At 55.2% G+C, this 14,935-nt stretch carries 13 protein-coding genes; 9 read left to right on the plus strand and 4 right to left on the minus strand.

The window, feature by feature from the left end; genetic code table 11:
• Positions 1-184 precede the first annotated feature (184 nt).
• Complete coding sequence (locus ACVWXD_RS18835; protein ID WP_081797916.1) at positions 185-919, minus strand: LexA family transcriptional regulator; 735 nt, start codon at positions 917-919, stop codon at positions 185-187.
• 240 nt (positions 920-1,159) lie between these two features.
• On the opposite strand from ACVWXD_RS18835, the gene ACVWXD_RS18840 reads away from it, so the two are divergent.
• The 4 genes from ACVWXD_RS18840 (at position 1,160) to fdxA (ending at position 6,132) form a co-directional block, all read left to right on the plus strand.
• Positions 1,160-2,074, plus strand: a complete 915-nt coding sequence (locus ACVWXD_RS18840) for an FkbM family methyltransferase (RefSeq protein WP_401381923.1) — start codon at positions 1,160-1,162, stop codon at positions 2,072-2,074.
• A 466-nt stretch (positions 2,075-2,540) separates the two neighbouring features.
• Positions 2,541-2,867 (plus strand): DUF2388 domain-containing protein, encoded by a 327-nt coding sequence (locus ACVWXD_RS18845; RefSeq protein WP_032891774.1) that lies wholly within the window; start codon positions 2,541-2,543, stop codon positions 2,865-2,867.
• 207 nt (positions 2,868-3,074) lie between these two features.
• Complete coding sequence (mutS, locus tag ACVWXD_RS18850) at positions 3,075-5,666, plus strand: DNA mismatch repair protein MutS (RefSeq protein WP_181642750.1); 2,592 nt, start codon at positions 3,075-3,077, stop codon at positions 5,664-5,666.
• Positions 5,667-5,808: 142 nt separating this feature from the next.
• Positions 5,809-6,132: a ferredoxin FdxA gene (gene fdxA / locus ACVWXD_RS18855; RefSeq protein WP_032891777.1), complete on the plus strand. Its 324-nt coding sequence runs from the start codon at positions 5,809-5,811 to the stop codon at positions 6,130-6,132.
• 497 nt (positions 6,133-6,629) lie between these two features.
• On the opposite strand, the gene apbC is transcribed toward fdxA, so the two are convergent.
• The gene (gene apbC / locus ACVWXD_RS18860) at positions 6,630-7,724 is read right to left on the minus strand and encodes an iron-sulfur cluster carrier protein ApbC (protein WP_401381919.1); all 1,095 of its coding nucleotides are present in this window, start codon (positions 7,722-7,724) and stop codon (positions 6,630-6,632) included.
• A gap of 172 nt (positions 7,725-7,896) precedes the next feature.
• Here apbC and metG point away from each other — a divergent pair, with 172 nt between their 5' ends.
• From metG to ACVWXD_RS18885, 5 genes are all read left to right on the plus strand, one after another.
• Complete coding sequence (gene metG, locus ACVWXD_RS18865; RefSeq protein WP_122680286.1) at positions 7,897-9,948, plus strand: methionine--tRNA ligase; 2,052 nt, start codon at positions 7,897-7,899, stop codon at positions 9,946-9,948.
• 117 nt (positions 9,949-10,065) lie between these two features.
• On the plus strand, positions 10,066-10,236 hold the full coding sequence (locus tag ACVWXD_RS18870; RefSeq protein WP_177434246.1) for a hypothetical protein: 171 nt from the start codon (positions 10,066-10,068) through the stop codon (positions 10,234-10,236).
• Positions 10,233-11,189 carry an electron transport complex subunit RsxB gene (gene rsxB / locus ACVWXD_RS18875; protein WP_099601219.1) on the plus strand — a complete coding sequence of 319 codons (957 nt, stop codon included), beginning with the start codon at positions 10,233-10,235 and terminating at the stop codon, positions 11,187-11,189. The genes ACVWXD_RS18870 and rsxB overlap by 4 nt, the downstream gene beginning before the upstream one ends.
• A 150-nt stretch (positions 11,190-11,339) precedes the next feature.
• Positions 11,340-11,978, plus strand: a complete 639-nt coding sequence (gene nth, locus ACVWXD_RS18880; RefSeq protein WP_032891781.1) for an endonuclease III — start codon at positions 11,340-11,342, stop codon at positions 11,976-11,978.
• Positions 11,979-12,085: 107 nt separating this feature from the next.
• Positions 12,086-12,268 carry a PA3496 family putative envelope integrity protein gene (locus ACVWXD_RS18885; RefSeq protein WP_032891782.1) on the plus strand — a complete coding sequence of 61 codons (183 nt, stop codon included), beginning with the start codon at positions 12,086-12,088 and terminating at the stop codon, positions 12,266-12,268.
• Positions 12,269-12,351: 83 nt separating this feature from the next.
• On the opposite strand, the gene ACVWXD_RS18890 is transcribed toward ACVWXD_RS18885, so the two are convergent.
• Both ACVWXD_RS18890 and ACVWXD_RS18895 read right to left on the minus strand, forming a co-directional pair.
• The gene (locus ACVWXD_RS18890) at positions 12,352-12,984 is read right to left on the minus strand and encodes a response regulator transcription factor (RefSeq protein WP_032891784.1); all 633 of its coding nucleotides are present in this window, start codon (positions 12,982-12,984) and stop codon (positions 12,352-12,354) included.
• A 625-nt stretch (positions 12,985-13,609) separates the two neighbouring features.
• Positions 13,610-14,827: an argininosuccinate synthase gene (locus ACVWXD_RS18895; protein WP_012722490.1), complete on the minus strand. Its 1,218-nt coding sequence runs from the start codon at positions 14,825-14,827 to the stop codon at positions 13,610-13,612.
• Between the last annotated feature and the right edge of the window lie 108 nt (positions 14,828-14,935).

Below are 14,935 nucleotides of genomic sequence, written 5' to 3' on the forward strand. Positions count from 1 at the left end.
ACCTCGTTGGCTGGCTTGAGATGAAGAGTATGACTGGATGGATATCCAGTCAATGCATTAATGCATTTATTTTCAAAGTGTGAATGCGCTAATGCATTTATAGCCCCATAGGCAAAGGGCTTGACGACTTTTGGCAGGCGGAAAAAAACCCGCACATCGGCGGGTTTTGTCTTACTTAAGGGAGTTAACGAGCGTACATGCCCCACCAGAACACGTGGCCAAGGATTCTGATCTGCTCATCCTGGATCTCCTGGAAACTGTAGTCCTCATCAGGATGCTCATCACGATTAAAGCTGCGCAGACGAATCCCGGAAGGCAAGCGGTAGAGCTGTTTAACCCGCAGTTGCCCGTTGTGATTGATGGCATACAGGTCGCCATCCACGATATCGCCAATGCCACTCTTACCGGCATTCACCCCGACCGTCGCGCCATCGCGCAATACCGGCAACATACTGTTGCCACGCACCGTTACGCATTTGGCCTGGTCGAACTGCACGCCGTTATGCCGCAAGCTGCGCTTTCCAAAACGCAGGCTGGCTTTCTCGCTTTCCTCGATGACGAATCTTCCTGATCCAGCGGCCAATTCAACCTCGCGCAGAAAGGGGATCGACACCTCGTCCTCATTAACGGGGGTGTCGTCGTCCCAAAGGCTAATGTCCTTGAGTTCCGAATGCATTGGATCTCGCTCGTCATCTCGCGAAACGCCCACCGCCACGCGCCCGCGCAACTGGTCGGTGCTGATGCGGAAGTATTCGGCAATACGGGAAATGTGCTTGTCCGACGGGTCAGCGATCTTCCCGCTGAGGATCCGGGACAATGTGGATTGAGGCACACCGGTACGCCGGTGAAGCTCCGTGGGAGAGATCCGGTCGCGGTCCAGCAGCTCTCTTAAAACGATAGAAACATTGCGTTTTTGCATGACGCGGATAGTGACGGGAGACTTGGAGAATGGCAAATGCTTAATCGCATAAATGATGCATTTTTATGCATTTGACCCCCTTTTTACCGCCTAAACGGGCTCATCTCAGTGGCGAGACTCCCGTCATCATCGTTCCGCCCTCGAAAGCGGATTCCCTTAGGCTATTTCTAAACGTAAGATCCTTGATACCAAGTCGTGCATAACAGATACAAAAGGAAGAATCTGTCAATGGATACCTAAATGCACGCTAGGAAAATAAAAACTACTCAAGGAAATTTAAGTTTGATCTCAAAATTAACATCAAGAATCATCAGAAAACTTCGAAAATACTCAAAGTTACCTATAAGCTATAAATACAGAAGCTTTTCAATAAACTTGCCAGCGCACCACCTATTACCTGAATTTCAAAAACAACACCCAAAATATGATAGGTTCTTGCCACACCTAACACGCTACATCAATGACTCAGAAACCATCATAGATATAGGTGCAAATATCGGAGATTCATTAGCGGGCATGGCTGAACAGAATACCACTGCTAATTATATCTGCATTGAAGCTGATGATTCTTTTTACAGGCACTTAGAAGATAATGTCAAAAGAATAAAAACTTCAATAAACCACTTAAAAGTCACTACAATAAAAGCCCTGGTAGGAAAAAACATCTCCAACGTCTCACTTGACGGACAAAACGGGACAAAACACGCGATATTACAAAATGAGGGTGGCCTAAAATCGTCGCCACTGGATGAGCTGATCCCCAATGAATCCAGCATACGCATCTTGAAAAGTGACGTTGACGGGTTCGATTACGATGTACTTGATTCTTCCATGGTAGTTATAAAAAAACACAAACCAATTCTTTTCTTTGAATGCCAATACGATCACGAATACCAAAAAGCAGGCTATTTAAAAACGCTCAGCGCGCTTCAGCAGGCAGGCTATTGTGATTGGGTGATTTTTGACAACTTTGGCGAAATCGTCATTCGCACAGGCGAGATGAGCATTATCGTCCAGCTCATAAACTACATCTGGCAGCAAAACACTGGACGCTCTACACGAACAATTTACTACTACGACATTTTGGCAGTCCACAAAGAGGACTCTTCGCTCATAAACAAGGTTCTTGAAGAATACACTTCCCCTTTAACCTGACCATTTGTGGATATCCCCAAGCATGAGCGCCTACAATCCAACTCCGGCTGTCTGCGACCATAGATGCCAACCTTATAAATCTGCGATTACCTGCTTGGCGAACAGGCCTGCACCCTTCAGCTCAGCGCGCAGTAGTAAAGCGAAGATTGGCTAGGCAATGTGCGATATGGAATAACACGGATGACTTCATGGCGAGATCAGAGCTTCTGGAGCAAGGTGCAGGCATGCACCCTACTGGCGCTCATCGGGATGTTCACAAGCTACACCGACGCGCACTGGATAGAAGGAGCCTCATCCAATAGTAAGCGGGTCTTCAGCCGAGGCTTCGTTGTGCTCTGCGCAATAGTGGCTGGGATTGAGCTGGCAGTGCTCAACCACTTCTATGCTTCGCCCGGATGAGGTGACCGCGGGGAATGGCCGGCCCTGATATCGTCCCGCCCTTAAATCAAAATGGAAACATCGACGAATGGACTCATGGAAAACGCTGACAATCGCTGTCATGGTGCTGATGGGCAATCAGGCAGTGGCGGCAGAAAATGCCAACCCCTTCGATAAAGCGCTGATGTACTCCACGTTCGTGCCAACCATCTTGGTTGCAGGCACTACTTCTCTCACGACCGAAGCACCAAAGCTTTTTACATCATCGAAAACCGACGCCCTTGCGTTTATCGGTTCGGACGGCGAAATCCGCGGGGCCGAGTTTGAACGGGCATCTCGGTACTATCATTCGACCTACCCCGCGCCGCTTATGTCCGACATGCAATTGGCCAAGGCTATCGCCGTTTCGTACTGAGAGAGGCGTCCATATTCAGCACAGGCCGAAAGGCAAAAGGGGCGGTGCATTTAAATAAATGCGCCGCCCCTTTTTTACGTTTTACCTGACCGTTTGCGACCTGCGAAGGGCCGACCTCGCGTGTTAACCTTGCGGCCATTGCAAAATCAGCAGGGCCGAGCGCCCCACCTTTGCCCCACTCCTTTCAACGAATTTGCTAACTATCTGATGAGTAAACACACTTCCGATCTGTCCTCCCATACGCCAATGATGCAGCAATACTGGCGCCTGAAAAACCAGCACCCTGATCAGTTGATGTTCTATCGCATGGGCGACTTCTACGAGATCTTCTACGAAGACGCGAAGAAGGCCGCCAAGTTGCTGGACATTACCTTGACCGCGCGCGGGCAGTCGGCGGGACAGTCAATTCCAATGTGTGGGATTCCTTACCATTCGTTGGAAGGCTATCTGGTCAAGCTGGTGAAGCTGGGCGAGTCGGTGGTGATCTGTGAGCAGATCGGCGACCCGGCGACCAGCAAGGGGCCGGTAGAGCGTCAGGTGGTGCGCATCATTACACCGGGCACGGTGAGTGATGAGGCGCTGCTGGATGAGCGTCGCGATAACCTGATCGCTGCGGTGTTGGGCGATGAACGGCTGTTCGGCCTTTCCGTGCTGGACATCACCAGCGGCAATTTCAGCGTGCTGGAGATCAAGGGCTGGGAGAACTTGCTGGCGGAACTGGAGCGCATCAATCCTGTGGAACTGCTGATCCCGGACGATTGGCCGAAGGACCTGCCGGCGGAAAAACGTCGTGGGACCAAGCGCCGTGCGCCGTGGGATTTCGAGCGTGATTCGGCGCTCAAAAGCCTGTGCCAGCAGTTCTCGGTACAAGACCTGAAAGGCTTCGGCTGCGAAACCCTGACCCTGGCCATCGGCGCCGCCGGTTGCCTGCTCAGCTACGCCAAGGAAACCCAGCGCACTGCCCTGCCGCATTTGCGCAGCCTGCGCCATGAGCGCCTGGACGATACCGTGGTGCTCGATGGTGCCAGCCGTCGCAATCTGGAACTGGACACCAACCTGTCCGGCGGGCGTGACAACACGCTGCAATCGGTGGTCGACCGTTGCCAGACTGCCATGGGCAGCCGCCTTCTGACACGCTGGCTGAATCGTCCGCTGCGGGACCTGAGCGTGCTGCAAGCGCGTCAAACCTCTATTACATGCCTGCTGGATGGCTATCGCTTTGAAAAGCTCCAGCCACAGCTGAAAGAAATCGGTGACATAGAGCGGATCCTGGCACGGATTGGACTGCGAAATGCGCGCCCTCGTGACTTGGCACGCCTGCGCGACGCCCTTGGCGCCCTGCCGCAGTTGCAAGTGGCGATGACCGAGCTGGACACGCCGCACCTGCAACAGCTCGCAATCACGGCGGGCACCTACCCGGAACTGGCCGCGTTGCTGGAAAAAGCCATCATCGATAACCCGCCGGCGATCATCCGTGACGGTGGTGTATTGAAGACCGGTTACGACAGTGAGCTGGATGAACTGCAAGCCCTGAGCGAAAACGCCGGGCAGTTCCTGATTGACCTGGAAGCCCGCGAAAAAGCCCGCACCGGCCTCGCCAACCTGAAGGTCGGCTACAACCGCGTGCACGGCTACTTTATTGAGTTACCAAGCAAGCAGGCCGAGTCGGCACCGATCGATTATCAACGTCGCCAGACCCTCAAAGGCGCCGAGCGCTTTATCACACCGGAACTCAAAGAGTTCGAAGACAAGGCGCTGTCAGCCAAGAGCCGTGCCCTGGCTCGCGAGAAAATGCTTTATGAGGCCTTGCTCGAAGACTTGATCAGCCAACTGGCGCCGCTGCAGGACACTGCCGCCGCCCTGGCGGAGCTGGATGTATTGAGCAACCTTGCCGAACGTGCGTTGAACCTTGATCTCAACTGCCCACGCTTTGTCAGCGAACCGTGCATGCGCATCGTGCAGGGCCGCCATCCGGTGGTGGAACAGGTCTTGACCACGCCGTTCGTCGCCAACGACCTGTCCCTGGACGACGATACACGCATGCTGGTGATCACCGGTCCTAACATGGGTGGTAAATCGACCTACATGCGCCAGACCGCTTTAATCGTGTTGCTGGCGCATATTGGCAGCTTCGTGCCGGCGGCCAGTTGCGAACTGTCCCTGGTCGACCGGATTTTCACCCGGATCGGCTCCAGCGATGACCTCGCCGGTGGCCGCTCGACCTTTATGGTGGAAATGAGCGAAACCGCCAACATCCTGCACAACGCCACCGAACGCAGCCTGGTGCTGATGGACGAAGTGGGTCGCGGCACCAGCACCTTCGACGGTCTGTCCCTGGCATGGGCAGCCGCCGAGCGATTGGCGCATCTGCGGGCTTACACACTGTTTGCCACCCACTACTTCGAACTGACGGTGCTGCCGGAAAGCGAGCCACTGGTGGCCAACGTGCACCTCAATGCCACGGAGCACAACGAACGCATCGTGTTCCTGCATCATGTGTTGCCTGGGCCCGCCAGCCAAAGTTACGGACTGGCGGTGGCGCAATTGGCCGGAGTGCCGAACGACGTGATCGTGCGTGCCCGTGAACACCTCAGTCGCCTGGAAACCACGGCTCTGCCCCATGAAACCGTGGTTACCAGCCCAGCCAAGACCGCCAACAAACCTTCCGCGCCTCACCAAAGCGATATGTTCGCCAGCCTGCCACACCCCGTGCTGGATGAGCTGGCCAAGCTTGACCTGGACGGCTTAACACCGCGTAAAGCGCTCGAAATGTTATATGCACTGCAAGTTCGGATATAACGCAGACGCTTGCAAGCTGGTAGACTCTCGCGCGGTTTGGGATGCTGCGGGCTCTTAGCCTGGCCTGCAGACTATCGCTCCCGAACCTCGCGAGCCCTGCCACACAGGGTTTCGCTGCCGCCGCCTGAGGAGAAAATTAGAAATGACCTTCGTCGTTACCGACAACTGCATCAAGTGCAAGTACACCGACTGCGTCGAAGTGTGTCCGGTGGACTGCTTCTACGAAGGCCCGAATTTCCTGGTCATCCACCCGGATGAGTGCATTGATTGCGCCCTGTGTGAACCAGAATGCCCGGCCGTCGCTATCTTCTCCGAGGATGAAGTCCCGGCGGATATGCAGGAATTTATTCAGTTGAACGTCGAGCTGGCGGAGATCTGGCCGAACATCACTGAGAAGAAAGACTCGCTGCCTGACGCAGCAGATTGGGATGGTAAAAAAGGTAAGATCAAACACCTGGAGCGCTAATAGCGCCGCCGCCCAACTGAAAAAGCCCCTTTCCGGGGCTTTTTTGCATTCTGGAGCAGGCATTTACTTTTTTGCAGGCAAAAAAAAGGGGCGGTATGACCCGCCCACATTTTTTCCCTAGTCCCTTTATTCCTTTTCATCATCCTGATGAATCGCATCCTGCGATGTTCCCTGAGCCATCGTTCCTTAATGGCTGTGTCAATCCGTGGACACAGGACTGATGTTAGAGAGTTCCAAGGGAAGTTCAATGGGATCCAAATCGCCGACCGACACGTAATCGCTCTCTGGCGAAGATAAATAATCTTTATATTTCATATAGATAGAAAATGCCTTCATCGATTTTAGCCGCACACGCCAGGTAAAAAACCCAAACACTTACGCAAAAGTAGGCGATTGCTTACACGCCTGATTGCGTAAATGCGCAACTAATATTCGTGGGCGGTTTTGCGGGCAAGAAAAAGCCCCGACAACGCGAGGCTTTTTTCGCTGCAACCTTTTCAGTCTTCGCTCACCGTAATCGTCGGCATTGCCGGTGCTGATGCTTCCTGCAGTACGATCCGCGCCCCCACGTTACGGGCCAGCTCCTGATACACCATGGCGATCTGACCATCAGGCTCGGCCGCAACAGTAGGTTTACCGCCGTCGGCCTGTTCTCGAATCGCCATCGACAACGGCAACGAAGCCAGCAATTCAACCCCGTACTGGGTCGCCAGCTTTTCACCGCCGCCTTCACCAAACAGATGCTCAGCGTGGCCGCAGTTGGAGCAAATGTGCACGGCCATGTTCTCCACGACACCCAGCACCGGGATGTTGACCTTACGGAACATCTCCACACCTTTTTTGGCATCGAGCAGCGCCAAGTCCTGGGGCGTGGTCACGATCACCGAGCCGGCCACAGGGACTTTCTGCGCGAGGGTCAGTTGGATATCGCCGGTGCCTGGCGGCATGTCGATGACCAGGTAATCCAAATCGCCCCAGGCGGTCTGCGTAACCAATTGCAGTAAGGCGCCGGAGACCATCGGGCCACGCCATACCATCGGCGTGTTGTCATCGGTCAGGAACGCCATGGACATGACTTCCACGCCAAGAGATTCGATAGGCACGAACCACTTCTGATCCTTGACCTTCGGCCGCGTGCCTTCTGCAATTCCGAACATCACGCCTTGGCTTGGACCATAGATATCAGCGTCTAGAATGCCCACTCGAGCGCCTTCACGTGCCAGCGCCAGGGCAAGGTTGGCAGCCGTGGTGGATTTCCCCACGCCGCCCTTGCCGGACGCCACGGCAATTACATTCTTGACGTTAGCCAGGCCCGGGATCTGCGCCTGAGCCTTGTGCGGCGCGATTACGCACTGGATGTCGACCTTGGCAGATGCCACACCATCCAGACCTTCAATGGCGATTTGCAGCATCTGCGCCCAGCCACTCTTGAACAGACCGGCGGCATAGCCCAGCTCCAGGTGGACCGACACCTGATCGCCCTGGACCTCAATGGCGCGCACACAACCGGCACTGACCGGGTCCTGATTCAAATAGGGGTCGGTGTACTGGCGAAGAACGGCTTCCACCGCTGCGCGATTCACGGCGCTCATGGGCTACTCCCGAAAAAAGACTGACTGAAACAGGCGGCTATCCTAACCGTTCCGGCCGCTTAACGGCATGCTTTCGAAGATGGGGAAGATGCTGAAACAGCGCCACGGGGTGAAATAAATTTCCTGGCGCTTTATAGTGGCCGACCTCCGTTTCATCAAGTAGCCGAGCCCCATGTCCGAGCCACGCAAGATCCTCGTCACCAGCGCCCTGCCCTATGCCAATGGTTCTATCCATCTTGGCCATATGCTTGAGTACATCCAGACCGATATGTGGGTGCGCTTCCAGAAGCATCGCGGCAACCAATGCATTTATGTCTGCGCGGACGACGCCCACGGTTCGGCCATCATGCTGCGCGCCGAAAAGGAAGGCATCACCCCGGAACAACTGATCGCCAATGTGCAGGCTGAACACAGCGCCGACTTTGCCGAGTTCCTGGTGGATTTCGATAACTTCCACTCGACTCACGCTGAAGAAAACCGCGAACTGTCGAACCAGATCTACCTGCGGCTGCGCGACGCCGGGCACATTGCCCAGCGTTCGATCACACAGTATTTCGACCCGGAAAAGAAAATGTTCCTGGCCGATCGCTTCATCAAGGGCACCTGCCCGAAATGCGGCACCGAAGACCAGTACGGCGACAACTGCGAAAAATGCGGTGCGACCTATGCGCCCACCGATCTGAAGGATCCGAAGTCGGCCATCTCCGGCGCCACACCGGTGCTCAAGGATTCCCAACACTTCTTCTTCAAGCTCCCGGATTTCCAGCAGATGCTGCAAACCTGGACCCGCAGCGGCACCCTTCAGGATGCCGTGGCCAACAAGATCGCCGAATGGCTGGATGCGGGCCTGCAACAGTGGGACATCTCGCGCGACGCGCCGTACTTCGGCTTCGAGATCCCAGACGAGCCAGGCAAGTACTTCTATGTCTGGCTGGACGCACCGATCGGCTACATGGCCAGTTTCAAGAACCTCTGCGACCGTACGCCGGAGCTGGACTTCGACGCGTTCTGGGGCAAGGACTCCACCGCCGAGCTGTACCACTTCATCGGCAAGGACATCGTCAATTTCCACGCACTGTTCTGGCCAGCGATGCTCGAAGGTTCGGGCTACCGCAAGCCTACTGGCATTGCCGTGCACGGCTACCTGACGGTCAACGGGCAGAAGATGTCCAAGTCCCGTGGCACATTCATCAAGGCGCGCACCTACCTGGACCACCTGTCCCCGGAATACCTGCGCTACTACTACGCATCCAAATTGGGCCGTGGCGTCGACGACCTCGACCTGAACCTGGAAGACTTCGTACAGAAGGTCAACTCGGACCTTGTGGGCAAAGTCGTGAACATCGCCAGCCGTTGCGCCGGATTTATCCACAAGGGCAACGCCGGCTTACTGGTGGCAGAAAATGCCGCACCGGAACTGACCGATGCGTTCCGGGCCGCCGCGCCAAGCATCGCCGACGCCTATGAAGCCCGCGACTTTGCCCGCGCGATGCGCGAGATCATGGGCCTGGCCGACCGCGCCAACGCCTGGATCGCCGATAAGGCCCCGTGGTCGTTGAACAAGCAGGAAGGCAAGCAGGCGGAAGTGCAGGCGATCTGCGCCACAGGTGTCAATCTGTTCCGCCAGTTGGTGATCTTCCTCAAACCGGTTCTGCCGTTGCTGGCAGCCGACGCGGAGGCGTTCCTCAATGTTGCGCCACTGACCTGGAACGACCACACCACCTTGCTCAGCAACCACCAGTTGAACGAGTTCAAGCCGCTGATGACCCGCATCGATCCCGTGAAAGTCCAAGCCATGACCGACGCTTCGAAAGAAGACCTCGTTGCTAGCCAGACCGACACCGGTTCGACTGCACCAACAGGCAATGGTGAATTGGCCAAAGACCCACTTTCTCCGGAAATCGAGTTTGACGCCTTTGCCGCCGTTGACCTCCGTGTTGCGCTTATCATCAAGGCGGAAGCCGTAGAAGGTGCCGACAAACTGCTGCGCCTGACGCTGGATATCGGTGACGAGCAACGCAATGTGTTTTCCGGGATCAAAAGCGCTTATCCGGATCCGTCCAAGCTCGATGGTCGCCTGACCATGATGATCGCCAACCTCAAGCCTCGAAAAATGAAGTTCGGTATCTCCGAAGGCATGGTGATGGCGGCCGGCCCTGGGGGTGAAGAGATCTACCTGCTGAGCCCTGATAGCGGCGCCAAGCCGGGTCAGCGCATCAAGTAACGCTGCAATACAGCCCTGTCGTCTCGGCGACAGGGCTATAGATAGCTTATGGCTGGATGACGCGGGCGTGTTGGGCCTGGTATTGCTGTGGACTCACACGCAAAGGTCCTACCTCACATGTTCGCGATGAGCCTGGACACCGGTCTCGGTTTTTGGCCGTTGCTGAGACTGTTCAGCGACTTACGCCAGCAGATCGCGGGCAATGACATTTTCCTACCTTTTCGCGGCCTACCGGTCGAGCTGATGGCGCTGGCATTCCGGGGCTTCAATGCAATGATCAAAACATGAGCCTGATTCAACGTATCGACGCACTGCTGCCGCAGACCCAATGCGGCAAGTGCGGACACCCAGGGTGCAAGCCTTACGCCGAGGGCATCGCCCAGGGCGAGGCCATCAATAAGTGCCCGCCGGGTGGGTATGAAACGATTGCGGGCCTGGCGCAGTTGCTGAGCCTGCCGCTGCTGGAACTGGACACCACCCGTGGCGAGGCACCTGCGCAGGTTGCGTATATCCGCGAGGCCGAGTGCATCGGGTGCACCAAGTGCATCCAGGCCTGCCCGGTGGATGCCATCGTCGGCGCTGCCAAGTTTATGCACACAGTGATTATCGACGAGTGCACGGGCTGTGACCTCTGCGTCGCGCCCTGCCCGGTAGACTGCATCGAGATGCGTCCTCCGATCACCGTACTGCCTATCGTAGGTGGCTTGGCGGCCAACGACGAAGAGCGGCATGAACGTGATATCAAGCGCAATCGCGCACGTTGGCGCTTCGAGCAACGTAACGCGCGCCTGCAACGGGAAGAGGACCACAAGCTCGCAGAACGTCTGGCGCGGGCCAAACGTCCAGCGCAGGTGACGCCTGTGCCGCTGGATGGAGCACAGGCCGCACAGGACGCGGCGGTGAAAAAAGCCAAAGTCAATGTCGCGATGAGCCGCGCTCAGTTGCATAAATCATTGAAAGCCTTCGGGCATCCGCCGACGTTTGACCAGCAATCCCAGTTGATCGTCCTACAACAACAGTTTGAGGCAGCTGAGCAGGCACTGGCCAAACTTGAACCCGCCAACATTCCCGCAGCGCCTGTGAGCAACACCGCTGGCCTCAAGCGCGCCAAAATCCAACTGGCGATGCGCCGCGCCGAATTGAAGAAAGCCCAGGATCAACAGGCCGATGCACAACAATTGGCCGATGCGCAAAACAAGCTCGATGAAGCCCAGCGTCAGGTAGATGCCCATGGTGCTTGACGTGTGGCTGGGCACGCCGCCAAGTATGGTTGTACTCACGCTATCGATGGGCGCTCGGAATTCAGACTTCGCGGTGACTGGTAGCAGGGTTCCAGGCTTGGGCCCACTATTCGAAACCACGTTGCTCGCCAACAAGGAATCTTCTGCCTCATGAACGCCGCAAAACGCCTGGAAATTTTCCGCAGACTTCACGAAGACAATCCGGAACCCAAGACCGAACTGGCATACTCCTCGCCGTTCGAGTTGCTGATTGCGGTGATCCTGTCGGCCCAATCCACGGACGTTGGCGTCAACAAGGCCACGGCCAAGCTGTATCCCGTGGCAAACACGCCAGAGGCGATTTATGCGTTAGGCGTGGATGGGTTGTCGGAATACATCAAGACCATTGGCCTCTACAACAGTAAGGCCAAAAACGTCATTGAGACCTGCCGCCTGCTGGTAGAGCTGCATGGAAGCGAAGTGCCGCAAACCCGTGAAGCATTGGAAGCCTTGCCGGGTGTGGGCCGCAAAACCGCCAACGTCGTGCTCAACACTGCATTCCGGCAACTGACCATGGCCGTGGACACTCATATCTTCCGGGTCAGCAACCGAACGGGCATTGCACGTGGCAAGAACGTGGTTGAGGTAGAAAAGCAGTTGATGAAGTTCGTGCCAAAGCCCTACTTGCTCGACTCCCACCATTGGCTGATCCTGCACGGGCGCTACGTTTGCCAGGCACGCAAGCCACGCTGCGGCAGCTGCCGCATCGAAGACCTGTGCGAATACAAGGACAAAACGTCGGACGATTGAGGGGGCATTAGTTTTCTCGATCAGTCGATTGAAAAAATCTTTTTTACCCGTTCATGGATTATCGTTATAAGGAGCGCCAACGGCAGTCTTACTCCGGAGTTAACGTTATGAGCACTGACAAAGAACAGTTGGATGTGGAAGACGACCTCGTTGAGTCGGATGATGATGGTGCAGAGGCTCCCGTGATAGAGGTCGCCAAGACCAATCTGAGCAAACGCCGTACTATCGACAATCTTCTGGAAGAACGACGCTTGCAAAAACAACTGGCCGACTACGACTTCGATCTCTAAGCCAGCGGTCGAGGGCCGGAAGCCTCCCTTACGGAGGCTTTTTTCTGCGGACTATGCTGGGCTAGGTGCAGCCTGCAAGTCTTCTATACCAAGCCGTTGCGCTGGGCCAGTTCGATCAAATCCACTAGGGAACGAGCATTGAGCTTAAGCAACAAGCGAGTCTTGTAGGTGCTGACTGTCTTGTTGCTGAGGAACATACCGTCGGCGATTTCCTTGTTCGTCCGACCCCGAGCCAGTTGCTGCAAGACCATCATTTCCCGGCCTGACAACCGCTCGACCATATCAGCCTCACTGGCGTTGCCCATGGTGGAGCGTACCGAGTTGAGTGCCTGGTTTGGAAAGTAGCTGTAACCCGACAAAACCGCTTTGATCGCACTCAGCAATTCGGTCAGGTCCTGCTGTTTGCACACATAACCCGCAGCGCCCGCCTGCATACAACGCATGGAAAAGTGACCTGGGGCCTGGGATGTGAGCACTAGCACCTTGAAGGGTATAGGTTGTTTGGCAGACGACAACCGGCAAATAACTTCCAGGCCATCGAGTTTGGGAATCCCAATATCCAATATGACAATGTCCGGCATATGCTCCCGCGCAAGTTGCAACGCATCGACACCGTTATTGGTCTCGGCAACGACCTCATAACCATGACGCTCCATTAGCATACGCACAGCAAGACGAATGACGGGATGATCATCCACGATCAGCACTTTATTCATGAGAAAGTCCAATTTCGCTGTTCGAATTATTTAGAGCAAGCACAATAGCCTAGTCGTTTCATAGTTGGCATAGCGTCCCCCCCCGAGCAACAGCAAGCAGAGACCCAACCCACAGCGATAAAGGAAACGCCCTACAAAAAAACACCGATTCGAATGTTTCCGGTTTTATGGAGCCTTTCAGACCTTTCCGTCCCATCACACATTTTGAGTAAAATTTCCAGGTTACCAAGGGCAGAACGTGAACGAGCCCCACACAACTATCAGGAAATGCCCCTTGTCTTTCGACTACGGATACTGGAGCTGGTGGAGAAAAGTCGGTAGTTTCAGTTCCATTTAACATATTTTTTTACATCCCTATTTACTACAGAGTCTTAGGTCTCTCACATGTTCTCCCGCACCCACATGAGTGAATTATCTGTAAGACTAGTTCCTATGCAGATGTAAAAAATTCATTCCTCCCTACAAAAAATCGCAGACAGCACACAGCAATCGAGAAAAAACACATTATTCGAATAAGTTTGAAAACTGATTAAACAACGTTAAACAATACCGATCTATTTAGAATACTCAGGCAAAAAAAATGGCCCCTTGAACAAGGGGCCATTCTTCAAAACAAGCTAAACACTCAGAATAACGAGCGGCCTTTATTAGCGGCAATGCGCATGCGCAATGCGTTCAACTTGATAAAGCCTGCTGCGTCAGCCTGGTTGTAAGCGCCGCCATCTTCTTCGAAGGTGGCGATGTTGGCGTCGAACAACGAATCATCAGACTTGCGACCGGTAACGATCACATTACCCTTGTACAGTTTCAGGCGCACAACGCCGTTCACGTGAGCCTGGGAGGCGTCGATCATCTGTTGCAGCATCAGACGCTCTGGGCTCCACCAGTAGCCGGTGTAGATCAGGCTGGCGTACTTGGGCATCAGCTCGTCTTTGAGGTGAGCCACTTCGCGGTCCAGGGTAATGGACTCGATGGCGCGGTGAGCGCGCAGCATGATGGTGCCGCCTGGGGTTTCGTAGCAGCCACGGGACTTCATGCCCACATAGCGGTTCTCTACGATGTCGAGACGGCCGATACCGTGTTCGCCACCGATACGGTTCAGGGTCGCCAGCACAGTGGCCGGGGTCATTTCGACACCGTCCAGTGCGACGATGTCGCCGTTGCGGTAGGTGAGCTCCAGGTACTGCGGCTTGTCTGGAGCGTTCTCCGGGGAGACGGTCCATTTCCACATGTCTTCTTCGTGCTCGGTCCAGGTGTCTTCCAGCACGCCACCTTCATAAGAGATGTGCAGCAGGTTGGCGTCCATCGAGTACGGGGATTTCTTCTTGCCATGACGCTCGATCGGGATTGCATGCTTTTCAGCGTAATCCATCAGCTTTTCACGGGACAGCAGGTCCCATTCGCGCCAAGGGGCAATCACTTTCACGCCGGGCTTGAGCGCGTAGGCACCCAGCTCGAAACGTACCTGGTCGTTGCCCTTGCCGGTAGCGCCATGGGAAATGGCGTCAGCGCCGGTTTCGTTGGCGATTTCGATCAGGCGCTTGGCGATCAGCGGACGTGCGATGGAGGTACCCAGCAGGTACTCGCCTTCATAGACGGTGTTGGCGCGAAACATCGGGAAGACGAAATCGCGGACGAATTCTTCGCGCAGGTCGTCAATGTAGATCTCTTTCACGCCCATGGCTTGCGCCTTGGCACGTGCAGGTTCGACCTCTTCGCCCTGACCCAGGTCAGCGGTGAAGGTCACCACTTCACAGTTATAAGTATCCTGCAGCCACTTGAGGATCACCGAAGTGTCCAGGCCGCCGGAATACGCGAGAACGACCTTGTTTACGTCGGCCATGCCATCACTCCACGGGGTTGTACGGAAAGGCGTCGATTCTACCGATCAAAACCGTGGATTTACAGGGGCGCGACAGCAAATGAAGATAAAGCGACAGATTATGTCGAG

The sequence above is a fragment of the Pseudomonas sp. TE3911 genome, from assembly GCF_054062775.1.

What these genes read in the sequence shown, in the direction of transcription:
- metG (WP_122680286.1), top strand. Translation starts at nt 7,897, where the DNA reads ATGTCCGAGCCACGCAAGATCCTCGTCACCAGCGCCCTGCCCTATGCC.
- nth (WP_032891781.1), top strand. Translation starts at nt 11,340, where the DNA reads ATGAACGCCGCAAAACGCCTGGAAATTTTCCGCAGACTTCACGAAGAC.
- ACVWXD_RS18835 (WP_081797916.1), bottom strand. Translation starts at nt 919, where the DNA reads ATGCAAAAACGCAATGTTTCTATCGTTTTAAGAGAGCTGCTGGACCGC.
- ACVWXD_RS18840 (WP_401381923.1), top strand. Translation starts at nt 1,160, where the DNA reads ATGCACGCTAGGAAAATAAAAACTACTCAAGGAAATTTAAGTTTGATC.
- ACVWXD_RS18845 (WP_032891774.1), top strand. Translation starts at nt 2,541, where the DNA reads ATGGACTCATGGAAAACGCTGACAATCGCTGTCATGGTGCTGATGGGC.
- ACVWXD_RS18895 (WP_012722490.1), bottom strand. Translation starts at nt 14,827, where the DNA reads ATGGCCGACGTAAACAAGGTCGTTCTCGCGTATTCCGGCGGCCTGGAC.
- mutS (WP_181642750.1), top strand. Translation starts at nt 3,075, where the DNA reads ATGAGTAAACACACTTCCGATCTGTCCTCCCATACGCCAATGATGCAG.
- rsxB (WP_099601219.1), top strand. Translation starts at nt 10,233, where the DNA reads ATGAGCCTGATTCAACGTATCGACGCACTGCTGCCGCAGACCCAATGC.
- ACVWXD_RS18890 (WP_032891784.1), bottom strand. Translation starts at nt 12,984, where the DNA reads ATGAATAAAGTGCTGATCGTGGATGATCATCCCGTCATTCGTCTTGCT.
- ACVWXD_RS18870 (WP_177434246.1), top strand. Translation starts at nt 10,066, where the DNA reads ATGTTCGCGATGAGCCTGGACACCGGTCTCGGTTTTTGGCCGTTGCTG.
- apbC (WP_401381919.1), bottom strand. Translation starts at nt 7,724, where the DNA reads ATGAGCGCCGTGAATCGCGCAGCGGTGGAAGCCGTTCTTCGCCAGTAC.
- ACVWXD_RS18885 (WP_032891782.1), top strand. Translation starts at nt 12,086, where the DNA reads ATGAGCACTGACAAAGAACAGTTGGATGTGGAAGACGACCTCGTTGAG.
- fdxA (WP_032891777.1), top strand. Translation starts at nt 5,809, where the DNA reads ATGACCTTCGTCGTTACCGACAACTGCATCAAGTGCAAGTACACCGAC.